Below are 17,771 nucleotides of genomic sequence, written 5' to 3'. Positions count from 1 at the left end.
CCATGCCCGCGCGCTGGGCGTCAGCGAAACCGCGCTGCGCCAAGCCTGCGCCCGTGTCGCGGGCCTTTCCCCCGCCGCCATGCTGGACGAGCGCGCCCTGCTCGAAGCGCGCCGCCTGCTGCTCTATTCCAATCTTTCGGTCGCGGAGGTGGGCTATGCCATCGGCTTTGAGGACCCGGCCTATTTCTCCCGCTTCTTCGCCCGCCACACCGGCCAGTCGCCCCGTGGCTGGCGCGCGGGCAAGGGCCGGGCTATCAGCGGCTAATGAGCCCGTGCATGGGCTCCGTCAGGCCTTGATCTGCTCGCCGAAACTGATGACGAACTGGCGCAGAAGCTGTTTCTGCATGTCCATCAATCCGGGATCGGTGGATGGCTTGCCCGCCAGCGTTTCGATGAGCGGCGACGACCAGAAAAAGCCGAACAGCGTGTTGAAAATCGCCACGGTCTGCAACGCGACGCTGTTGTCATCGCTTGGCGCGCCCAGCTTTTCATTCAGCAGCCGCCCATAGTCGACCAGCCGGCTCAGCCAGTCCAGCGCGATCTCATCCCGGTCGAAATCGCGCGAGATGACGGCGCGGATCAGCAATTTGGCGATGTTCGGGTGGATCGCCAGCAGATCGGTCAATTGATCGGTCAAATCGTAGAAGACCGGCATGTCGGCGGTCCCCGCGACAATCTGGTCCATCAATTCGGTAAGCGGCCGCAGCGCGCGTTCATAGACCTGGCGGTACAGGTCTTCCTTGCCGGAAAAATGCTTGTAAAGGCCCGGCTGCTGAATGCCGGTCATCGCCGCGATCTCGCGCAGGGACGCAGCGCTATATCCCTTTTGAGCGAACAGCAGTTCCGCTGCATCCAATATGCGGTGCGCCGTGCGCTGCCCCTTGTTCATCATTGCCCTGACTTGCCCGAATTCCCGCCCAGCATGGACGATCTTGCCGCCATGCAAAAGGACTTGCGAAAAAAGTTATCATCCTATAACTTTTCGAATCAAGTGAAGGGTGGCCCGGTGCGCCCTTTCACGCATTTTCGAGGAGATCATGATGCTTGACGACGCGCGTAAACAATATCTGTCGGACATTCTGCGCCCGGCCTCTCCGCCGCGCGAGATCGACAAGCCTTTCACCGAGGAACAGAAGCGGCTGCTGCTGGACGTGGTGCATGACAAGGGTCCGTGGAAGCTGATCCTGGCGCAGCATTTCCCCAATGCCGAATCGCTGCTGGCCACCTTTGCCGGTGGTTTCCCCGACGATTTCAAGCCGACGCTGGATATGTTCCTGACGCCGACCTTCCGCGGCTTCCTGGCCAACTATTCGGCGGTGCTTTATCCTGAACTGCACGACGTCTTTTACAATGAGGCGTTTCTCAATCACGCCAAGTCCTACTGGAACGCGGAATATGCCAAGCCGCAGATGATGCTGTTCAACATCAACGGCCCCTGCGCGAACACGGACCCCGGCCATCTGGATACGCCCAGCTTCCGTGGCGTTCGCTATGAAAACTCGCCGACCTGGCTGTGTTCGGTGATGGGCCGTTCGGGCCTGTTCAAGGATTATCTGATCAAGATGGCGCAGGTCATCACCTGGTTCAGCCATGACCCGGCCAGCGGCTTCACTTACTGGCCCAACGGCCCTCTCGCCAAGCCCGCGCGGGTCCAGGCGCCGATCTACAATCGCGCCGTCGTCGTCCAGAATGAGATGCTGGTCCATCGCGGCGAAGCCAACGGCCCCGTCGAACGCCGCCGTCCCGCTGGCCTTGCCTTCGATTCCGTGTTCACGGGCGAACAGGGCGATTCTGACGGCTGGGTCGTAAAGACTGGCGACCAGGTCATCGAACGCTATCATACTGACGACCTGCGTTTCCTGGTCCACTGGTCGGCCGAAGTGTTCAGCGACTTCGCGGAACTGAAGAAGAATATGGAAGGCACCGACGACCTGACGCACGAGCAGGCGATCGACATGCTGATCAAGGACGTTCGTTCGCGCGGCATCCAGATCGAAACGCCGACCGACCCGCTGAACGATCCGGTCTTCATCCGCGCGCTCAATGCCGCCTATAATTTCGGCGGTCCGGCCGAATATCCGGCGGAAGCGCCCGTCGATCAGCTGCTGGCGGCCTGACGCCACGCACCGGCATGATAATGACGAAGGGCCGTGCTTCCAGAAGGAGCACGGCCCTTTGCCGTTGATGATGCGAGGCCGCAGCGTGCAGGATGTTCTTCTACGCAAAGGGCCAGTGAAACTGCATAGCCGATTGCATTTTGCATGTTGAGCATCGACTCACTATGACGTTTGGCGGATAGCCCGGCCTTGGGTGGATTGGATCATGGAGAAGCTTGAATGAAGGGTCAGAATTATATCGACGGCCGGTGGGTCGATGGCGCCGCATCGTTCGAAACGATGAACCCATCGGACCTTGATGAGGTCGTCGGCACCTATAGCAAGGTCGGCGAGGAGCAGGTGCGCGAAGCGATGGCCGCCGCCCGCCGCGCGCAGCCGGGCTGGGCCGCTTTCAACATGCAGGCGCGCGCCGACATGCTGCGCAAGGTTGGCGACCTGCTGATCGAACGCAGCCGCGACATCGGCACGCTGCTGGCCCGCGAAGAAGGCAAGACCCTGCCCGAAGCGATCGGCGAAACGATCCGCGCCGCCCAGTGCTTCCACTATTCCGCCGCCGACGTGGTGCGCGCGCAGGGCGAATGGTACAACAGCATGCGGGACGGCTTCAACGTGCTGGTGACGCGCGAGCCGGTTGGGGTGGTCGCGGCGATCACGCCGTGGAACTTCCCCATCGCGCTGCCTTCGTGGAAGGTCGCCGCTGCATTGGCCTATGGCAACAGCGTTGTGCTCAAGCCCAGCTCCTACGTGCCGGGCGCGGCCGTGATGCTGGCGCAGATATTGGAAGAGGTTGGGGTTCCGGCAGGCGTCTTCAACCTGGTGATGGGCGAAGGCCGCGCGGCAGGCAACATCATGATCGATGAGGCCGACGCGCTGACCTTCACCGGCGGCACCGCGACGGGGCGGGTCGTGCTCAACCGCGCGGCGGAAACCATGACCAAGTGCCAGCTTGAGCTGGGCGGCAAGAATGCGCTGGTCGTGCTGGACGATGCCGATCTCGACCTGGCGGTGGAAATCGCCAGCAACGGCGCATGGATTCAGACGGGTCAGCGCTGCACCGGCACCGAGCGGCTGATCGTGACCAAGGGCATCCATGACGCCTTTGTCGAGCGGATGGCGAAGGTGGCGGGCAGCTACAAGATCGGCCATGCGCTGGATGCCGATACCCAGATCGGGCCGGTCGCTAACGTCCAGCAGTTCAACGAAAATCTGCAATTCGTGAAGGATGCGCAGGGCGAAGGCGCGGAGCTGGCCGCTGGCGGCGTCGCTCTGGAAGGCAGGACGCGCGGGCTGTTCATGGCGCCTGCCCTGCTGGTGAACACCAAGACCGAATGGCGCTGCAATCAGCATGAATCCTTTGGCCCGATCGCTTCGGTCGTGAAGGTCGAGGATCTGGACGAAGCGATCCACGCCGCCAATGATTGCGACTATAAGCTGTCGTCGGGCATCGCGACGACGAGCCTTAAAAATGCCGAACGTTTCCGTAAGGCATCGCAGGCAGGCATGGTCATGGTCAACGCGCCGACCGCTGGCCTAGAATATCATGTGCCATTGGGTGGACGCTCGCCGTCCGGCTACGGCCCGCGCGAAACCGGTGCATCGACGGCCGAATTCTTCACCGAAACGAAGACCAGCTACATCAATCACGGCGCGCTTTAACGGCGTTTGAGTAACGGGCGGGGTCATGCGCTTGTGAGAGCAGGCGTATGACCCCGCTGCTTTGCGGGATTGGTTGAGTTGCCGTGTCAGGCTGGGCCGAAATTGGTCTGGTGTTCTTGAATTGCGGAACGATGCTCTGAAACCGCTCGCCCTATTGTAATTTCAGTGACGGGAGGCTCCAGCAGGGCAATGCGCCTGTTGGAAACCGTAGTCACTTTTAGAGATTGTCTTGCTTGGCCTCAGACGTGTTCCTGCACCGGCAGGAACACGTCATCTTTCATGCCAAATAAAAGCTTCAGTCAGCCGCGATCTGGCGGGCCAGGTCGGGCATGATCGGGGGAATCTGATCCTGGAGGAAGCGGATGCGGCCGCCGATGATCTGCTCGCTCATTTCAGGCTGGCTGTGAACCCAGAATTTATTCTCCGCCATCTGCTCCAGGAATAGGCGGCAGCCTTCGTCCAGATCCATGCCATAATCGCGCATCATCTCAAACATGGCGCGGCGATGGGCCTGGGCATTGGCGGGCTCCCCCTCACCGGCTTCGGCGTTGAAGATGTTGGTGCGCAGCATGCCCGGCACGATGGACGAAACATGGATGGGCAGGTTTTTCAGCTCCATTTCCAGATAGAGGCATTCGCTGAACGCCTGCACCGCATGCTTGGTCACGGTGTAAGCCGTCTGCGCGGGCATGTGCCCGAACGCGCCGACCGACGACAGATTGCCGATCCAGGCTTCCTTGCCGCTGGCGATGATGTGCGGGACGAAGGCACGCACTCCATGGATGACGCCATGCACATTGATGTTGAGCGTCGCTTCCCAGCGTGCCGTCGGCACTTCCCAAGTATAGCCAACGGTTTCGATGCCAGCATTATTGATGAGCAGGCGCACTTCACCATGGCGGGCAAAGACCTGTTCGGCGAAACGGTCCAGTTCTTCCGGGCGGGACACGTCCAGCTTCCACGCTTCCGCCTTGCCGCCTGCCGATGTGATTTCATCCACCGTGCCAGCAGCCGCCTGTTCATTGATGTCGGCCACGATCACCGTCATGCCAATCTGTCCGGCGCGGCGGGCAATGCCCGCGCCGATGCCCGAACCCGCGCCGGTAACGACGGCTACGCCGCCTCCAAAAACTTCAGCATCCCGCGCCATCTATGATCTCCCAATATGATGTCGAAACCCGGCCTGACCCGTGACCAAACCGGCTGATCCTGCCTGATGAAAGAAGAAGGCGGCCGGGCGAAGCATGCTTGCCGACGCCCCGCCACCCCCTTATTTCATCCACCCGGAACGCGCGCCAGCACGCCCGGTTTTGTCAGTATTTACCCACTTGGCCTATGATCAGGCGAGCAGCCTGTCAAGCAGCGTGCGCCCCGGCCAGCATCTGGACATTTTCGCACAGCGCGCCTTCGGGATCGGTCGAAAACACGACGCGGACGCCATGTTCGCGCTCCTCGCGGATCGGCCCTTTCAGCTTGCCGCCATTGGCAGTGATCTTTTCCACCAGCGCGTCGAGATCAGGCACGGTGAAGCCCAATATCACCTGCTGGTCGCGCGGAGCGGGGCGATCGACATAGTTGAACATGACCAGCGTCCCCTTGGTCCAGTCTCCACCGGGCGCCAGGATGATTTCGCGGAAGGCTTCCCCGTCGCTTTCGCCCTGAACCCGCTGCACAATGCCCAGGCCATATACATTGCCATAATATTCGGCCATCGCCTCTTCATCGCGGCAGATCAGCTTGGTGAAAGTGGAAGGGGCCGTCATCGCATTTCTCCTATCGGTTGTGATCAAAGCGTAAGAACCGGAAGCAAGGAAGCCCATGCATCACGCGCAGATGCGCACGCGGCGCGGGGCCTTTGCCTGCATAGCGGGGATAGAACAGAAATCCGGGCACGTCGCCTGTAAATTAATCTCTCCGCCTTAATAAGGCCGCAGATTCAAGAAGGGCGGGACGCGGTTGCCCGGTCCCGCCCTCCCTGTCAAAGCTCCGGTACTGCCGCCCCGGAGGGCGGCCGCACGATCAGAAGGAGATGCGCGCGTCGATACCGTAGGAAATCGGGCGATTGAAGACGGCCCCGGCAAAGCCGAGCGCGCCGAAGTCGATGCCATAGGTCAGGCGCTGCTGGTTCAGCAGATTGTCGCCCCAGACCCCGACGTCCAGCTTGCCGCCGCCGACATTGATTTCCTCCACCGACAAACGCGCCTTCACATTGTCCTGCGGCGGCGAGACGATATCTTCGTTGAACGGCGCGGTGTTGTTGAGCGCGTTGAAGTAGATCTTGGTCCGGCGAGAATAATCGCCGCGCAGGCGTACCGTCGCGTCACCAAGAGACCAGGCATATTCAGCACCCGCATGGATCGTCCATTTGGGCGTGTAGACCGGCTTCGCTTCATCCGACACGTCCAAGAGTATGTTGCTCGTGGGATCGCGGAACTCGAACGTCTTGTAGTTCGACTTCACATAGCCGACCGAACCGTCGATCTGGAAGCCCCGGAACGGCATGGCCGTCAGTTCCGCTTCGAAACCGGACAGCCGCACCTTGCCCGCGTTCACGATCAGCGACGTCGCGCCACCGCTGCCCGCGGCGAACTGCTGCACCTGAAGGTCCTTATAGTCGGTGATATAGCCCGCCAGGTTGAAGCGCAGCCGGTTGTTCAGGAATTGCGACTTGATGCCAGCTTCGTAGGCGGTCGCCTTTTCCGGTTCGAAGCTGTTGATGACGCCAGCGCGCGGGTTGAGGCCGCCTGAACGGTAACCGGTGGACACGCGGGCGTAGACCATCACATCGTCCGTCACGTCATAGGATGCGGACGCCAGCCACGAGAAATTGTCGAAGCTCTTGCGACCCCGCTGAACCGGGCTGACATCGCCAGCGAGATAGATGCTCTTGTCATCGCCCGTGTAGCGGCCGCCCAGGGTGATTTCCAGCTTCTCATCGAGCGAGGACGGTTTCCAGCTCGCCTGGCCGAAGATCGCCATCGACTGCGACGTGCCGCCAAAGGCCTGGACCGGAGTGGCCGGGATGCCGATGGTGCTGTCGGCGGTCAGGCCGGGGTTGAGAGCAAGGATGCCGTCGACCACCGACTGCGTAATACGGGGATCGAGCAAGGGCAGGCCGCCGACAGTGGAAAGGATGTTAATCGACTGGCGATTATTTTCCGACGACTTTTCGTAGAAATAATACATGCCAAGCAGATAATTAATGTCGCCGACCTTACCCAGAGCTTGCAGTTCCTGGCTGAACTGCCACTGTTTCTGCGGGGCGTTGTTGGCATTATAGAGCGGCGTCACCTGATTGGAGACCAGCGTGGGCGAGGTGAAGTCGAGCACAAGACCGCGCAGGAACCCGTTGCCGCTCAGATCGACGATCGAATCCTGGTAGAATTTCCGGTAGCCGGTGATCGACTTGATCGTCAGTTCGGGAATGGCTTCATAGCTGATGGTCAGCGCATGGCCCTGAACCCGCGTCGTGTTGCGATAGCGGGTTTCGCCATTCGCCTCGGTATAGCCAGCCTGCTGCACAGTGCCCAGCCGATCGCGGCTGACCAGGAAGGGCGCGCCGCCGAAGCTGGGCGATTGGGAATAATAAGCCTGTGCCTGCGGTGTCGTGGCGACAAGCTGGAAGAAGGGAGCAAGACCCTTTCGTTCATCCCAGTCGAAATTATAGTTGACGGTGACGTCGCCAAAGTCGCCCTGAAGACCGAGCGCGAAAGAATTCGACTTTACCGCACCCGGATCGAGCGACTTGGGGTTCAGGGTGTTATCGACCCAACCGTCATTTTCACGATGCTGTCCCGCAATGGAAGCCTTGATCACGTCGCCGATGATATAGCCGGTGTCGACACGCGCTTTTACATACCAATCGTTGAAACGGCCGTACCCCGCCTTGGCGGTGACGGCCATGTCGTCGCTGGGCTTCTTGGAAACGAGTTGAAGCGCGCCGCCGATCGTGTTGCGGCCGAACAGCGTGCCCTGCGGTCCGCGCAGAACTTCAATCCGTTCCAGATCGATGAGGTTGAACACCGCACCGGCGGCGCGGGCCAGATAGACGCCGTCCAGATAGATGCCGACGCCCTGTTCGGATACGGCCGACGGTTCGTTATTGCCAATGCCGCGGATAAAGACAGTCGCGGCCGACAGGCTTGCCGGTTGCTGCTCGATCGTCAGGTTGGGCGCAAACTGGGGAATGTCGGTAGGATCGGAGATATTCTGGCGTTCGATAAAGTCCCCGCTCAGCGCGGTGACGGCAACCGGCACGTCCTGCAATGTTTCGGCGGAGCGGCGCGCGGTAACGACGATGTCGCCAAGCGCTCCCTGATCCTGCACCTGACCGGCGGCAGGGGTTTCCTGCGCCTGCGCCGTGGCGGCGAGGGGCAGCACCAGCATCGGTGCGACACTGGCCAATAATATGGATTTCATAGTCATCCTCCCTTGAATCCTTGCTCTTCTGAACTGGCAATCGCCCGGCCTTTAGCCGCATGATCCGACGCTTCACGCAAAAACATGCGTTCAGGCCATGTCTGAACCCATTTTGCAGCCGATGCGGCTATTTAGGGCCGAATATGTTCTGTGTTGAACAGAATCATGCGCGATGTGCGTATGGAAATGCAGAATTGATTACGAATAAGTGGGTATAAACTTACTTGCGTGTCGCAGGCGCCGTTGCCGTAGGGGAATGCAAAGTGCGCAGATCAGGACAGTTCCTGCTGCGCAATGCATGACACGTATATTCTGGAGGTGGCGCTTCAAAGCGCCGCGCTTACAGCCTTTGGGAATGTATGTTGCCGCCGTCGACCAATATGTCGGCGCCGGTAATGTAGCTTGCCTCTTCCGACAGCAGGAAGCGGATGACGCGGCCCAGTTCCTCCGGCGCGCCGTAGCGGCCCAGCATGATGTGCCTTTCGAAATGGCCGGGCAGCGCCGCCTTGGTTTCAGCCATGATCGGGGTGTCGATCATGCCTGGGCTGATGCTGTTGATCCGCACGCCATCATTGGCAAGCTCGTCCGCCATCGACCGCACCAGCGAGATGATCGCGCCCTTGGCCGCGCTGTAGATCGGGATCAGTGCGTTGCCCAGGGTGGCGTTGATGGAAGCGATGGCTACGATGGCGCTACCGGGATTGGCGCGCAGGTCCTCCCGAAAGGCCTGGGTGATCAGCACCAGCGCGCGGGCGTGGAGCGCGAGGCCCGCATCCCAATTGTCAGGGGTCACGCCGTCAATCCCCGTAATCTCGCTCGTCCCGGCGCCGTGCACGATGCCGCCCACGCTGCCGAGTGCTTCACGGGAAGCAATGGCGGCGGGCGTAACTGCCTGCGAATTGCGCAGATCGACGGAAAGGCCGGTCGCGGCGACGGAATAGCGTGCGGCGATTTCACGCGCGGCGGCGGCGGCTCCTTCCGCATTGATGTCCCACAGCGCGACCGGCCGCCCGACAGCGGCAAGCGCATGCGCGGTGGCAAGGCCGATGCCCGATGCGCCGCCGGTGATGATGACTCCAGTGCCGGGCAAACCCAGCCGGGGGGTGAAATCCGCTGCCATATGTGATCCTCTGCCCTTTTCAGTTCCTAGCCCAGATCGCTCCTTTTCAGGTCGCGATAGGCCGCTGCGATAATGTCTGGCCGCATCTCGCCATTCAGCGAGGACGGCCAATATTGGGTGAGATACAGAAGGAAGAAGCCGCGCGAAGGGTCCATCCAGCAGGCGGTGCCAGCCGCTCCCGGCCAGCCGAACACGCCCGCCGGAACCTCCCCCGGCCAATCGAACATGCCACCCGTCCGGTGCCCGCCGGTCAAGGACACGGACATGCCAGCGCCAAAGCCTGCGCCGGACAAGGTCTGACCAAGCGGCAGCTGCACCATCTTCACGGCCGGGGGCAGCAGGTTCGACCGGGCAAGGCGCACCGTTTCCGGCTTGAGCAGGCGCACGCCATCCAGTTCGCCTTCGTTCAGCAGCATGGCGGCGAAGCGGGCATAATCATGCGCCGTGGACAGCAGGCCGCCGCCACCCAATGGATAGAGGGGGCGGGCATAGCTGCTGCGGGCAGGATCGTCGGCCAGCGTCCATTTGCCGTCCTTACGCTCGGGCAGATCGGCGAAGCGCCTGACCTTGTCCGGCGCGATCGAAAAGCCGGTATCCACCATGCCGAGCGGCTTGAACAGCCGCTGTTCCAGAAAGGTGTCGAACGGCATGCCCGATGCCTGCTGGATGACGAGGCCCATCAGGTCCAGCGCCACACTGTAGTCGAACCTGGTGCCGGGGTCGGCTGCGAGCGGCAGGGTGGCAAGCCGGTCCGCCATTTCCACAAGCGTCGCGGCTGCTGGCGGAGTCCCCGGCGCAGACGCGCTCCGCAAGGGGCTGGGCGTGACGCCATGCTCGGCGTAAAGCGTACTGAGCGTCATGCCCGCCATGCCGAACCCGGCCGTGTGCGTCAGCAGATGGCGTATGGTGATGGGGCGGGCCGCGGGGCGCGTTTTCGCAGGATCGCCCCCCTCCATCACGCGCATATTCGCAAAGGCGGGCAGGATGTCGGCGAGCGGCTGGTCGAGGCTGATCACTCCCTGCTCCACCAGCATCATCGCCGCGATGCCGGTGACAGGCTTCGTCTGGGAAAAGATGCGGAAGATCGATCGTTCATCGACGGGAGCAGGATTGGCGAAGCCCAGCGCGCCAGCGGACCGGTAGCGGATCGGGCCGTCCCGGTCGCGCCACGCGATGATTGCGCCGGGGACGGTGCCCCGCTCCACGAAGCCGCGCATCACGCTTTCGGTTTCGGGCAGAGCCTGCGCCCCGCCCCGCGCCCGCTCGCCCCCCGCCCGCGCGAAAAGCGGCGCTGGCAAGATTATGGCAGCGCCGGACGCGGCGATCATCGTGCGGCGGTCGATCCTCATGCCCGTCCCTCCCGGAAAGTCAGCGCTGATCCCACCAGGGGAAGAAAGGCGGCATCTCCGACGCCTTGCCAGTGAATTGCGCGGGCCGCTTCTCGTTGAACGCGCGCACGCCTTCCCGCCCGTCCGCCTGGCTGGTGTAGAAGACGGCGAGGGATTCCGTGAGATGCGCGTCCAAGGGCGTCGGCGCGGCGCTGTTGCGGTTCAGCATCTGGCGGATAAGGGCGATCGATACGGGCGAACGGTCCTTCACCAGCGACCGCGCGAACGCCTTTGCCTCGTCCAGCAGTGTTTCGGGCGGGCAGACTGCTCGGACCAGCCCCTTCTCATGTGCTTCGGCGGCGTCGAATATGTCGGCGCGATAGGCCCATTCCAGCGCCTGTTCCAAGCCGACGATGCGCGGTAGGAAGAAGGAGGAACAGGCCTCCATCGTGATGCCCAGGCGCCCGAAGACGAAGCCGAAGCGCGCCTTTTCCGAAGCGAAGCGGAAATCCATCGGCAGCAGCATGGTGGACCCGATGCCGACCGCCGCGCCGTTGACCGCGCCGACGATGGGTTTCAGGCAATCATACATCGCCATGGCGACGCGGCCGCCCGTGTCGCGCACGCCGTTCAGGATCGCGGGATCATCGCCCCGGTCGCGCACATCCTCCATCGTCGGAGTCAGGCTTTCGTCCAGCCCGAACACATTGCCGCCGACCGACAGGTCCATGCCTGCGCAGAAGGCGCGTCCCTCTCCCGTGACGACGATGACGCGCACCGCATCGTCGCGGCTGGCGCGCCCATAGGCGTCGACCAGTTCCTCGCACATTTCGACGGTGAAGGCGTTCAGCTTGTCGGGCCGCGCCAGCGTCAGCAGCAGCAGACCATCATCCTCCACCTCATAGCGGATCGTATTGTAGCTCATGTCATTCGCCCTCCGCCGTCAGGGCCGAAGCACGCGCCAGCGACTCCCGGCACTCCGCGACGATGCGTTCGACCAGTTGGGCGCAGGTGGGAATGTCGTCCATCAGGCCGATGCCCATGCCTGCCCACACCAGACCGGCTTCGACATCCCCGCTTTCCATCGCAACGCGGCCCCGTGCCCCTGAAACCAGTTCGCGGATATCCTCGAACGTGGCGCCGGGCTGGCTTTCGCGGCTGTTGACCTCCTGCGACACGGAATTGCGGAACACGCGGGCGGTGTTGCGCAAGGCGCGGAAGATAAGCGTCGTGTCACGCTCCGTTCCCTGGATCAGCGCCTGCTTGATCCCGTCATGGACCGGCGATTCGCGCGTCAGCATGAAGCGGGTGCCCATGGTGACGCCTTCCGCGCCCAGGGCAAGCGCCGCCGCCATCGACCGGCCCGTCGCCATGCCGCCCGCCGCCAATATAGGTATGTCGAGCGCACGGGCGGCCGCCGGGATCAGCACCATGCCCGGAATATCGTCCTCGCCCGGATGGCCCGCCGCTTCGAACCCGTCGATCGACACGGCGTCCACCCCCGCGCGCTGCGCCGAAAGGGCGTGGCGGACGGCGGTGCATTTGTGGATGATCCTGACCCCGGCCTGCTTGAAGCGGGCGATGAACTCCGCCGGGCTGCGGCCAGCGGTCTCCACCAGCTTGACGCCGGATTCGGCGATCACCTCGACATAGGCGTCATACGGCACGGGCTGGGTGGTGGGCAGGATGGTGAGGTTCACGCCGAACGGCTTGTCCGTCATCGTGCGGCAGCGCTCGATCTCCGCCATCAGCGCTTCGGGCGTGGGCTGGGTCAGCGCGGTCAGAATGCCAAGGGCGCCAGCATTGGACACCGCCGAAGCGAGTTCGGCGCGGCCGACCCACTGCATGCCCCCCTGAACGATCGGGTAGCGGGTGCCGGTAATGTCCGTGATCCGGGTCTTCATCAATGCTCCTGTTGGCGAATGAGGTTCATGAGGGGACCATGAGGGCTGTAGCGGCCGCCATTTTCGTAGGGAAGCACGCCTTCTCCTACGAATAGCGCGAGGCTCTGGGCCATCACGCCGCAGCGATTGTCATGGATTTGGGCCACCGACTTCCTCCTCCAGCCATGGCGCTTGCCAAGGCCGAACCCACAATGCAAGCTGAATCAAAAGCGCGCCAGATGGAGAATGCGCGGGTTTCGGGCCCCTTGCGGGCATATACGGGAGAGGATGGATGGACAAAGCCATGTCCGGGCGCACGCTGCGCCGGGAGGTGCATCATGGCCGGGTCGTCGCTTGCCACACTGACAGGCCAGCGGACATTGCCGATATGTTCGCGCAGGCTCTGGCCCGCGCGCCGGACGCGATTGCGCTGGTCGATGGGGAGGAGCGCTGGAGCTACAGGGAGCTTGCGGCGCGGGTCACCGGCTGCGCGGCGCGGCTGACGGCGCTGGGGCTGCGCAGCGGCGACCGGATGGCCATATTGATGGACAATCGCGCCGATTACATGACCTTGCTGCTGGCGATGGCGCGGCTGGGCATCATCGGCGTTCCCATGAACATACGCCAGCGCCCGCCGGAAACCGCTTACGCGCTGGAGGACAGCGGGGCGGCGGCGATCATCTACGAAGAATCGCTGACCGACGAACTGCCGCAGCGGGAGGCGCTGGCCCATGTGCGTCACTGGCTGACCTATGAAGCCGAACGCCCCTTGTGGGAGGCCAGTGCAGCGCCCGATCCTGCCTCCGTCCGTTCGGCCGTGGGCGAAGACGATCCCTTCTGCATCCTCTATACGTCCGGCACCACCGGCCAGCCCAAGGGCGCGGTGCTCACCCATCTGGGCGTCATCACGTCCTGCATCGGGTCGCAGGATCACCTGACGCTGCGCGATGGCGAAGTGATGATCCTGTCCGTCCCGGCTTCGCATGTCACCGGCATCCTGCTGCTGCTGATGCTCAGCATCAGGGTGGCGGGAAAGCTGGTGATGCAGCGGGGGTTCAAGGCATGCGCCTTCCTGGACCTGGCCGAGAGGGAGCGGATGAGCTACGCCATCATGGTCCCGGCCATGTACAAGCTGTGCCTGATGGAGCCGGGGTTCGCCAATGCCGGCCTGTCGAGCTGGCGGATCGGCGCTTTCGGCGGAGCGCCCATGGCGGAATCGACGATCGCGGCGCTGGCGGAGCAGCTTCCGCGCCTGACCCTCGTCAACATCTATGGCGCGACCGAGACGACCTCTCCGGCGGTGATGATGCCGCTGGGCGAATGCGCGGCGCACCCGGACAAGGTCGGCCGCCCCCTGCCCTATTGCGACATCGTCATCATGGACGATGAAGGGCGGCAGGTCGCACCCGGCGAACAGGGTGAAATCTGGATCGGCGGCGCGATGACGGTGCCGCGCTACTGGAACAAGCCGGAGGAAAGCGTGAAGGCGCTGATCGGCGGCTATTGGAAATCAGGCGATATCGCGACGATGGACGAGCAGGGCTATATCCGCCTGCTCGACCGCAAGAAGGACATGATCAACCGGGGCGGCTTCAAAATCTATTCGGTCGAGATCGAAAATACGCTGATGGCGCATGAGGACGTGGCCGAGGCAGTGGTGATCCGGCGGCCCTGCCCCGTTCTGGGGGAGCGTGTGGAAGCCTTCGTGGTCGCGCGCTGCGAGGTTCAGGGCGAGGATCTGCGCAGCTTCTGCGCGGCGCGGCTGTCCGACTATAAGGTGCCCGACCACATCTATGTCGTGGAAGGGCCGCTGCCCCGCAATGCGAACGGCAAGCTGCTGAAAAGCGCCGTCCGCCAATGGCTGCCACCTTTGGCGTAATGAAGATGCACTGGCGGGGCAGAAGCGCTGTTAGCCGCTCGCCATCGACCGAAATCATCCGGCCGTTCGGGCTGAGCCTGTCGACGCCTCCCTTTTTTCCCCTTAAGGGAATAGAGGCCCTTCGACAGGCTCAGGAGGCCCGCCTACCAGCGCAGCTTCAGGGAGGTGAAGCCCATCACCGAGCCACCGAAGATGGAGCCTTGCTCCTGATCCTCCGCGAGTTCGAAATCGGGGATCTGCCGCAGCCATTCCTGAAGCGAGATCATGATCTCACGCTTGGCGAGGTGCGACCCCATGCAGCGGTGCGGGCCTACGCCGAAGGTCACATGATTGTTTACCTGACGGTCAAGGTTGATCGTCTGCGGGTCCTCAAAGACCGACGGGTCCCGGTTGGCCAGCGTGTTGGACAGGATCACGCGGTCGTTCCGGCGGAACTGTATGCCCTTATATTCGCAATCATGGGTGACGCGCCGGTAGATGTTCGACACAGCATTGATCCGCATCAACTCCTCGATGGCGAGCTGGAAGGCGGTTGGATCGTCCAGGCGGTCGCGAAACTCCGCCCGCGCCTGCGGCGTGCTCGCCAGATAGCGCCACACATAGGCCATGGTGTTGGTGACCGTGTCCAGCCCGGCGACGAACAGCAGGAAACCGCAATTGAGGATGTCCTGCCAGGGATGCTGCTGGCCATTCTCATCGCGCGCGGTGACGATGGCCGACGCGATGTCGCTGCCCGGATTGCGATCCTTTTCGCGGAACAGTTCTTCCAGCACGGCATAGATGTCGTTGAGATTCTGCGCCCGCGCATCCGGGTCGGTGCTGCGGAAGAAGACTTCCGACAGCGCCAGAAATTCAGGCAGCCTTTCTTCGGGCAGGCCGAACAGGTCAAGGAAGGTGCCGGTGGGGAAACGCGAAGCATAGTCCGCGATGAAGTCGCAGCCGCCCTTATCCGCGAAGGACGAGATCATCGTCTGGGCGCGGTGCTGCAATCCTTCGGTCATCCGGCGCACGGCCAGCGGCGTGAACATCGGCGCCAGCAACTTTCGGAAGACATTATGTTCCGGCGGATCGACGCCCTGCGGCTGCATCACCGGAAAGGGTTCGATCGGCGGAATCGGCGTCTGATAGGTCGAAAATATCTCGTGATTGCGATAGCCTTCGACAATGTCGCTATATTTCAGGAACACCCAATGGCCACCATTGCGCGGCGTGTAGAAGATGGGCGGCACGCCCCGGCGGACCAGATCATGCCAGATCTGGACGGGATCGTTCAGCCCTTCGGGCGCCTGAAAGAAGTCGAAATCGACGATCAGTTCGGCCGGAACATGATCAGGCGGAGAGGGAGACCATTGCAAAGTCATGCTGCACCGCCTTTCGCGATACGCAACGCCCCTTCCGGGCAGTTGCGAACGGCCAAGCGCACCTTTTCTTCCAGTTCCGGCCCGAATTCAGGATGTTCTATGACTACCTTGCCTTCGACCGCATCTGTAGAGAATATTTCAGGACACAAGTCCTCACATCGCGCATGGCCTTGGCAGACCTGTAGATTGGCGACTACTCTCATCGGACATTCTCTCCTCTCGCTTGCAACCGCTTTACCAGCGCGGCCGCCATCGGCCCACCCGATCGGATGAACCCGCCTGGACAGAATAATCATCTTCGGCCACTATCGGACGGGACAGGATCATGGACTTCACGCCCACCATCATTCATTCGGCGCCCCTGCGCGGCGGGCGGTTCGAACTGGTCGAATGGCAATGGCCCGACCTGATCGACTTCATGGTCAGCGAGCCCAGCCTGATGCTGGAAATGTCCCTGCCCCCGCTCGCCACCGATGCGTCAGCCGAATTCCCGGACATCGATCGCGGCAATCGCTGCTTCATGGGGACGCTGTTCATCCGCTATCCCGGCGTGATGGTGCATGGACGCGGCCAGGGCGGGCATATTCGCGTGCTGCGCGCCATTTTTTCGGGCCAGCTTGCCGCATCGATCCTGGGCAGCGGCGGCGTTCCGCCCGTGCAGGTGCTGCAAGGGCTGCTTGACATCAGGAACGATGCGCTGCGTACGATGATGCGGCTTGCCGCGCGCGAACTGACGACGTCCGAAGCGCGGTCCCCCGAAGCGATGGAGGCGCTCCATATGCTGGTGGCGGTGGAGTTGCGGCGGCTGTTCGACCGGCAGGTCCATGCCTCCACCGGCGGCAGGCTGGCGTCATGGCAATATCGCCGCATCCGCGAGCGGTTGATGGAAAGCGATCTGTCGCCCTCCATATCCGAACTGGCAGCACTGTGCGGCATCAGTGTCCGCCATCTGCATCGCCAGTTCCACGCGCTGACCGGCAGCAACGTCGCGGACTATGTCGAAAATTTCCGCATGAACCGTGCGCAGACGCTGCTTTCCCAGCCCGACTTGCCGATCAAGATAATCGCCGCGCGGCTGGGATTCGCTCATCCCAACAGTTTCGCGCGCGCATTCAGGCGAGTCACCGGCATGACTCCGCTGCGTTACCGGCAGAGCATGCTGGGCGGCGTAGTGACGGAGGAAGAGGAGGATGTCCTCTCCCCCTGATGAGGCATCAGCAGCGCGGGATTATGTAATCTCGCCCCGGTGCATCGCTTCGGCCCTGGCCTTGAGCGCCCGCGCCGAGTCGTTGAACGCCCGCGTCACCCAGGGACCGCAGAAGCGCATCACATGGATGCCGTTCGGCCCGGTGAAGGCATCGGTCGACTGGTAGCGGCACTTTTCCGGGCCCAGTTCCTCGATCATCTGGTCGCGGCGCGCAGGATAGGGCCAGGCTTCGCTGTCCAGCAATTCCCAGGAAAGCAGCCGCCCCGGCTCGAACGCGCAGATATGCTCGCAATTGGGGGACAGCGACCCCGGATTGGCGTAGTTCACCAGCCGCATATAGACCGGCGCACCCATCTCCAACGTCGATTGCGCCCATACGCAGAAGGGGTTCCATTCCCCGTAGCGCGGCATGTCAGTCAGGATGTTCCACACGACCATCGCGGGCGCATCGATTTCGACCGGGTCGGACGCGATCAGAATATCCGGGTCATAAATGGCGAAGGGATCGTACCGCGCTTCGGCAACGCTGTCGGCTAGCATCGACGTCTCCTGCTTTCTTCTGTCCCGCGCGGCAGTGGCAAAAGCCGTCAAACGCCCGCGGCGGACATTCATTGTCGTTGGGCGGAGGGTAGCACGGAATGGCCCGCGGTCAACAAGGGAAGATGATCAAAACGGCTTTCATCTTCGCCTTGGCACGGCCTGACCGCATATGAAGGCTTGACCTGCGTAGCCGATTGCCCGACTCCTTCCGCAAAGATCGGCGCTGGCACTTCCGGCGATGGACCGCGCACGTGCGTCGTC

At 62.5% G+C, this 17,771-nt stretch carries 16 protein-coding genes; 5 read left to right on the top strand and 11 right to left on the bottom strand.

What is annotated here, in order from left to right:
- The coding region (locus L288_RS0122040) for a helix-turn-helix domain-containing protein (protein WP_031304707.1) at positions 1 to 265 on the top strand (265 nt) is incomplete at its 5' end.
- 21 nt (positions 266 to 286) lie between these two features.
- Here L288_RS0122040 and L288_RS42105 read toward each other — a convergent pair.
- The gene (locus L288_RS42105) at positions 287 to 892 is read right to left on the bottom strand and encodes a TetR/AcrR family transcriptional regulator (RefSeq protein ID WP_081856604.1); all 606 of its coding nucleotides are present in this window, start codon (positions 890 to 892) and stop codon (positions 287 to 289) included.
- A gap of 145 nt (positions 893 to 1,037) precedes the next feature.
- On the opposite strand from L288_RS42105, the gene L288_RS37860 reads away from it, so the two are divergent.
- Together L288_RS37860 and L288_RS37855 are read left to right on the top strand one after the other, a co-directional pair.
- Positions 1,038 to 2,117, top strand: coding sequence for a hypothetical protein (locus tag L288_RS37860; protein ID WP_236613053.1), 1,080 nt, complete (start codon positions 1,038 to 1,040; stop codon positions 2,115 to 2,117).
- 219 nt (positions 2,118 to 2,336) lie between these two features.
- Positions 2,337 to 3,773 carry an aldehyde dehydrogenase family protein gene (locus L288_RS37855; RefSeq protein ID WP_021239356.1) on the top strand — a complete coding sequence of 479 codons (1,437 nt, stop codon included), beginning with the start codon at positions 2,337 to 2,339 and terminating at the stop codon, positions 3,771 to 3,773.
- A 295-nt stretch (positions 3,774 to 4,068) separates the two neighbouring features.
- Here the strand turns inward: L288_RS37855 and L288_RS37850 are convergent, their stop codons facing one another.
- The 7 genes from L288_RS37850 to L288_RS37820 form a co-directional block, all read right to left on the bottom strand.
- A complete protein-coding gene (locus L288_RS37850; protein ID WP_021239355.1) occupies positions 4,069 to 4,923 on the bottom strand; it encodes an SDR family NAD(P)-dependent oxidoreductase in 855 nt (284 codons plus the stop codon).
- A gap of 205 nt (positions 4,924 to 5,128) precedes the next feature.
- Entirely contained in the window at positions 5,129 to 5,536 is a 408-nt protein-coding gene (locus L288_RS37845; protein WP_021239354.1) for a VOC family protein, read from the bottom strand.
- Positions 5,537 to 5,792: 256 nt separating this feature from the next.
- Entirely contained in the window at positions 5,793 to 8,198 is a 2,406-nt protein-coding gene (locus L288_RS37840) for a TonB-dependent receptor (RefSeq protein WP_030538810.1), read from the bottom strand.
- 334 nt (positions 8,199 to 8,532) lie between these two features.
- Positions 8,533 to 9,312, bottom strand: coding sequence for an SDR family NAD(P)-dependent oxidoreductase (locus tag L288_RS37835; protein WP_021239352.1), 780 nt, complete (start codon positions 9,310 to 9,312; stop codon positions 8,533 to 8,535).
- Between the two features lie 26 nt (positions 9,313 to 9,338).
- Positions 9,339 to 10,661 carry a serine hydrolase domain-containing protein gene (locus tag L288_RS37830; RefSeq protein WP_021239351.1) on the bottom strand — a complete coding sequence of 441 codons (1,323 nt, stop codon included), beginning with the start codon at positions 10,659 to 10,661 and terminating at the stop codon, positions 9,339 to 9,341.
- Positions 10,662 to 10,680: 19 nt separating this feature from the next.
- Entirely contained in the window at positions 10,681 to 11,565 is an 885-nt protein-coding gene (locus L288_RS37825; protein WP_021239350.1) for a crotonase/enoyl-CoA hydratase family protein, read from the bottom strand.
- A 1-nt stretch (position 11,566) separates the two neighbouring features.
- Positions 11,567 to 12,544, bottom strand: coding sequence for an NAD(P)H-dependent flavin oxidoreductase (locus tag L288_RS37820; RefSeq protein WP_021239349.1), 978 nt, complete (start codon positions 12,542 to 12,544; stop codon positions 11,567 to 11,569).
- 271 nt (positions 12,545 to 12,815) lie between these two features.
- Between L288_RS37820 and L288_RS37815 the strand changes: the two genes are divergently transcribed.
- The gene (locus tag L288_RS37815; RefSeq protein WP_021239347.1) at positions 12,816 to 14,402 is read left to right on the top strand and encodes a class I adenylate-forming enzyme family protein; all 1,587 of its coding nucleotides are present in this window, start codon (positions 12,816 to 12,818) and stop codon (positions 14,400 to 14,402) included.
- A gap of 143 nt (positions 14,403 to 14,545) precedes the next feature.
- Here L288_RS37815 and L288_RS37810 read toward each other — a convergent pair whose 3' ends face one another.
- Positions 14,546 to 15,763, bottom strand: coding sequence for a cytochrome P450 (locus L288_RS37810; RefSeq protein ID WP_021239346.1), 1,218 nt, complete (start codon positions 15,761 to 15,763; stop codon positions 14,546 to 14,548).
- Entirely contained in the window at positions 15,760 to 15,966 is a 207-nt protein-coding gene (locus L288_RS42630; RefSeq protein WP_081856602.1) for a ferredoxin, read from the bottom strand. Before L288_RS42630 ends, L288_RS37810 begins: the two co-directional genes overlap by 4 nt.
- Before the next feature lie 122 nt (positions 15,967 to 16,088).
- Between L288_RS42630 and L288_RS42100 the strand changes: the two genes are divergently transcribed.
- Positions 16,089 to 16,970: a helix-turn-helix domain-containing protein gene (locus L288_RS42100; RefSeq protein ID WP_021239344.1), complete on the top strand. Its 882-nt coding sequence runs from the start codon at positions 16,089 to 16,091 to the stop codon at positions 16,968 to 16,970.
- 21 nt (positions 16,971 to 16,991) lie between these two features.
- Here the strand turns inward: L288_RS42100 and L288_RS37805 are convergent, their stop codons facing one another.
- Complete coding sequence (locus tag L288_RS37805) at positions 16,992 to 17,510, bottom strand: SRPBCC domain-containing protein (RefSeq protein ID WP_021239343.1); 519 nt, start codon at positions 17,508 to 17,510, stop codon at positions 16,992 to 16,994.
- Positions 17,511 to 17,771 lie beyond the last annotated feature (261 nt).

The organism is Sphingobium quisquiliarum P25, from assembly GCF_000445065.1.
GTDB classification, from domain to species: Bacteria; Pseudomonadota; Alphaproteobacteria; order Sphingomonadales; family Sphingomonadaceae; genus Sphingobium; species Sphingobium quisquiliarum.
The sequence above is the reverse complement of the archived record's forward strand: the minus strand, read 5'-3'. Positions and strand labels throughout refer to the sequence as shown.

What these genes read in the sequence shown, in the direction of transcription:
- L288_RS42105 (WP_081856604.1), bottom strand. Translation starts at nt 892, where the DNA reads ATGATGAACAAGGGGCAGCGCACGGCGCACCGCATATTGGATGCAGCG.
- L288_RS37860 (WP_236613053.1), top strand. Translation starts at nt 1,038, where the DNA reads ATGATGCTTGACGACGCGCGTAAACAATATCTGTCGGACATTCTGCGC.
- L288_RS37855 (WP_021239356.1), top strand. Translation starts at nt 2,337, where the DNA reads ATGAAGGGTCAGAATTATATCGACGGCCGGTGGGTCGATGGCGCCGCA.
- L288_RS37850 (WP_021239355.1), bottom strand. Translation starts at nt 4,923, where the DNA reads ATGGCGCGGGATGCTGAAGTTTTTGGAGGCGGCGTAGCCGTCGTTACC.
- L288_RS37845 (WP_021239354.1), bottom strand. Translation starts at nt 5,536, where the DNA reads ATGACGGCCCCTTCCACTTTCACCAAGCTGATCTGCCGCGATGAAGAG.
- L288_RS37840 (WP_030538810.1), bottom strand. Translation starts at nt 8,198, where the DNA reads ATGACTATGAAATCCATATTATTGGCCAGTGTCGCACCGATGCTGGTG.
- L288_RS37835 (WP_021239352.1), bottom strand. Translation starts at nt 9,312, where the DNA reads ATGGCAGCGGATTTCACCCCCCGGCTGGGTTTGCCCGGCACTGGAGTC.
- L288_RS37830 (WP_021239351.1), bottom strand. Translation starts at nt 10,661, where the DNA reads ATGAGGATCGACCGCCGCACGATGATCGCCGCGTCCGGCGCTGCCATA.
- L288_RS37825 (WP_021239350.1), bottom strand. Translation starts at nt 11,565, where the DNA reads ATGAGCTACAATACGATCCGCTATGAGGTGGAGGATGATGGTCTGCTG.
- L288_RS37820 (WP_021239349.1), bottom strand. Translation starts at nt 12,544, where the DNA reads ATGAAGACCCGGATCACGGACATTACCGGCACCCGCTACCCGATCGTT.
- L288_RS37815 (WP_021239347.1), top strand. Translation starts at nt 12,816, where the DNA reads ATGGACAAAGCCATGTCCGGGCGCACGCTGCGCCGGGAGGTGCATCAT.
- L288_RS37810 (WP_021239346.1), bottom strand. Translation starts at nt 15,763, where the DNA reads ATGACTTTGCAATGGTCTCCCTCTCCGCCTGATCATGTTCCGGCCGAA.
- L288_RS42630 (WP_081856602.1), bottom strand. Translation starts at nt 15,966, where the DNA reads ATGAGAGTAGTCGCCAATCTACAGGTCTGCCAAGGCCATGCGCGATGT.
- L288_RS42100 (WP_021239344.1), top strand. Translation starts at nt 16,089, where the DNA reads ATGGACTTCACGCCCACCATCATTCATTCGGCGCCCCTGCGCGGCGGG.
- L288_RS37805 (WP_021239343.1), bottom strand. Translation starts at nt 17,510, where the DNA reads ATGCTAGCCGACAGCGTTGCCGAAGCGCGGTACGATCCCTTCGCCATT.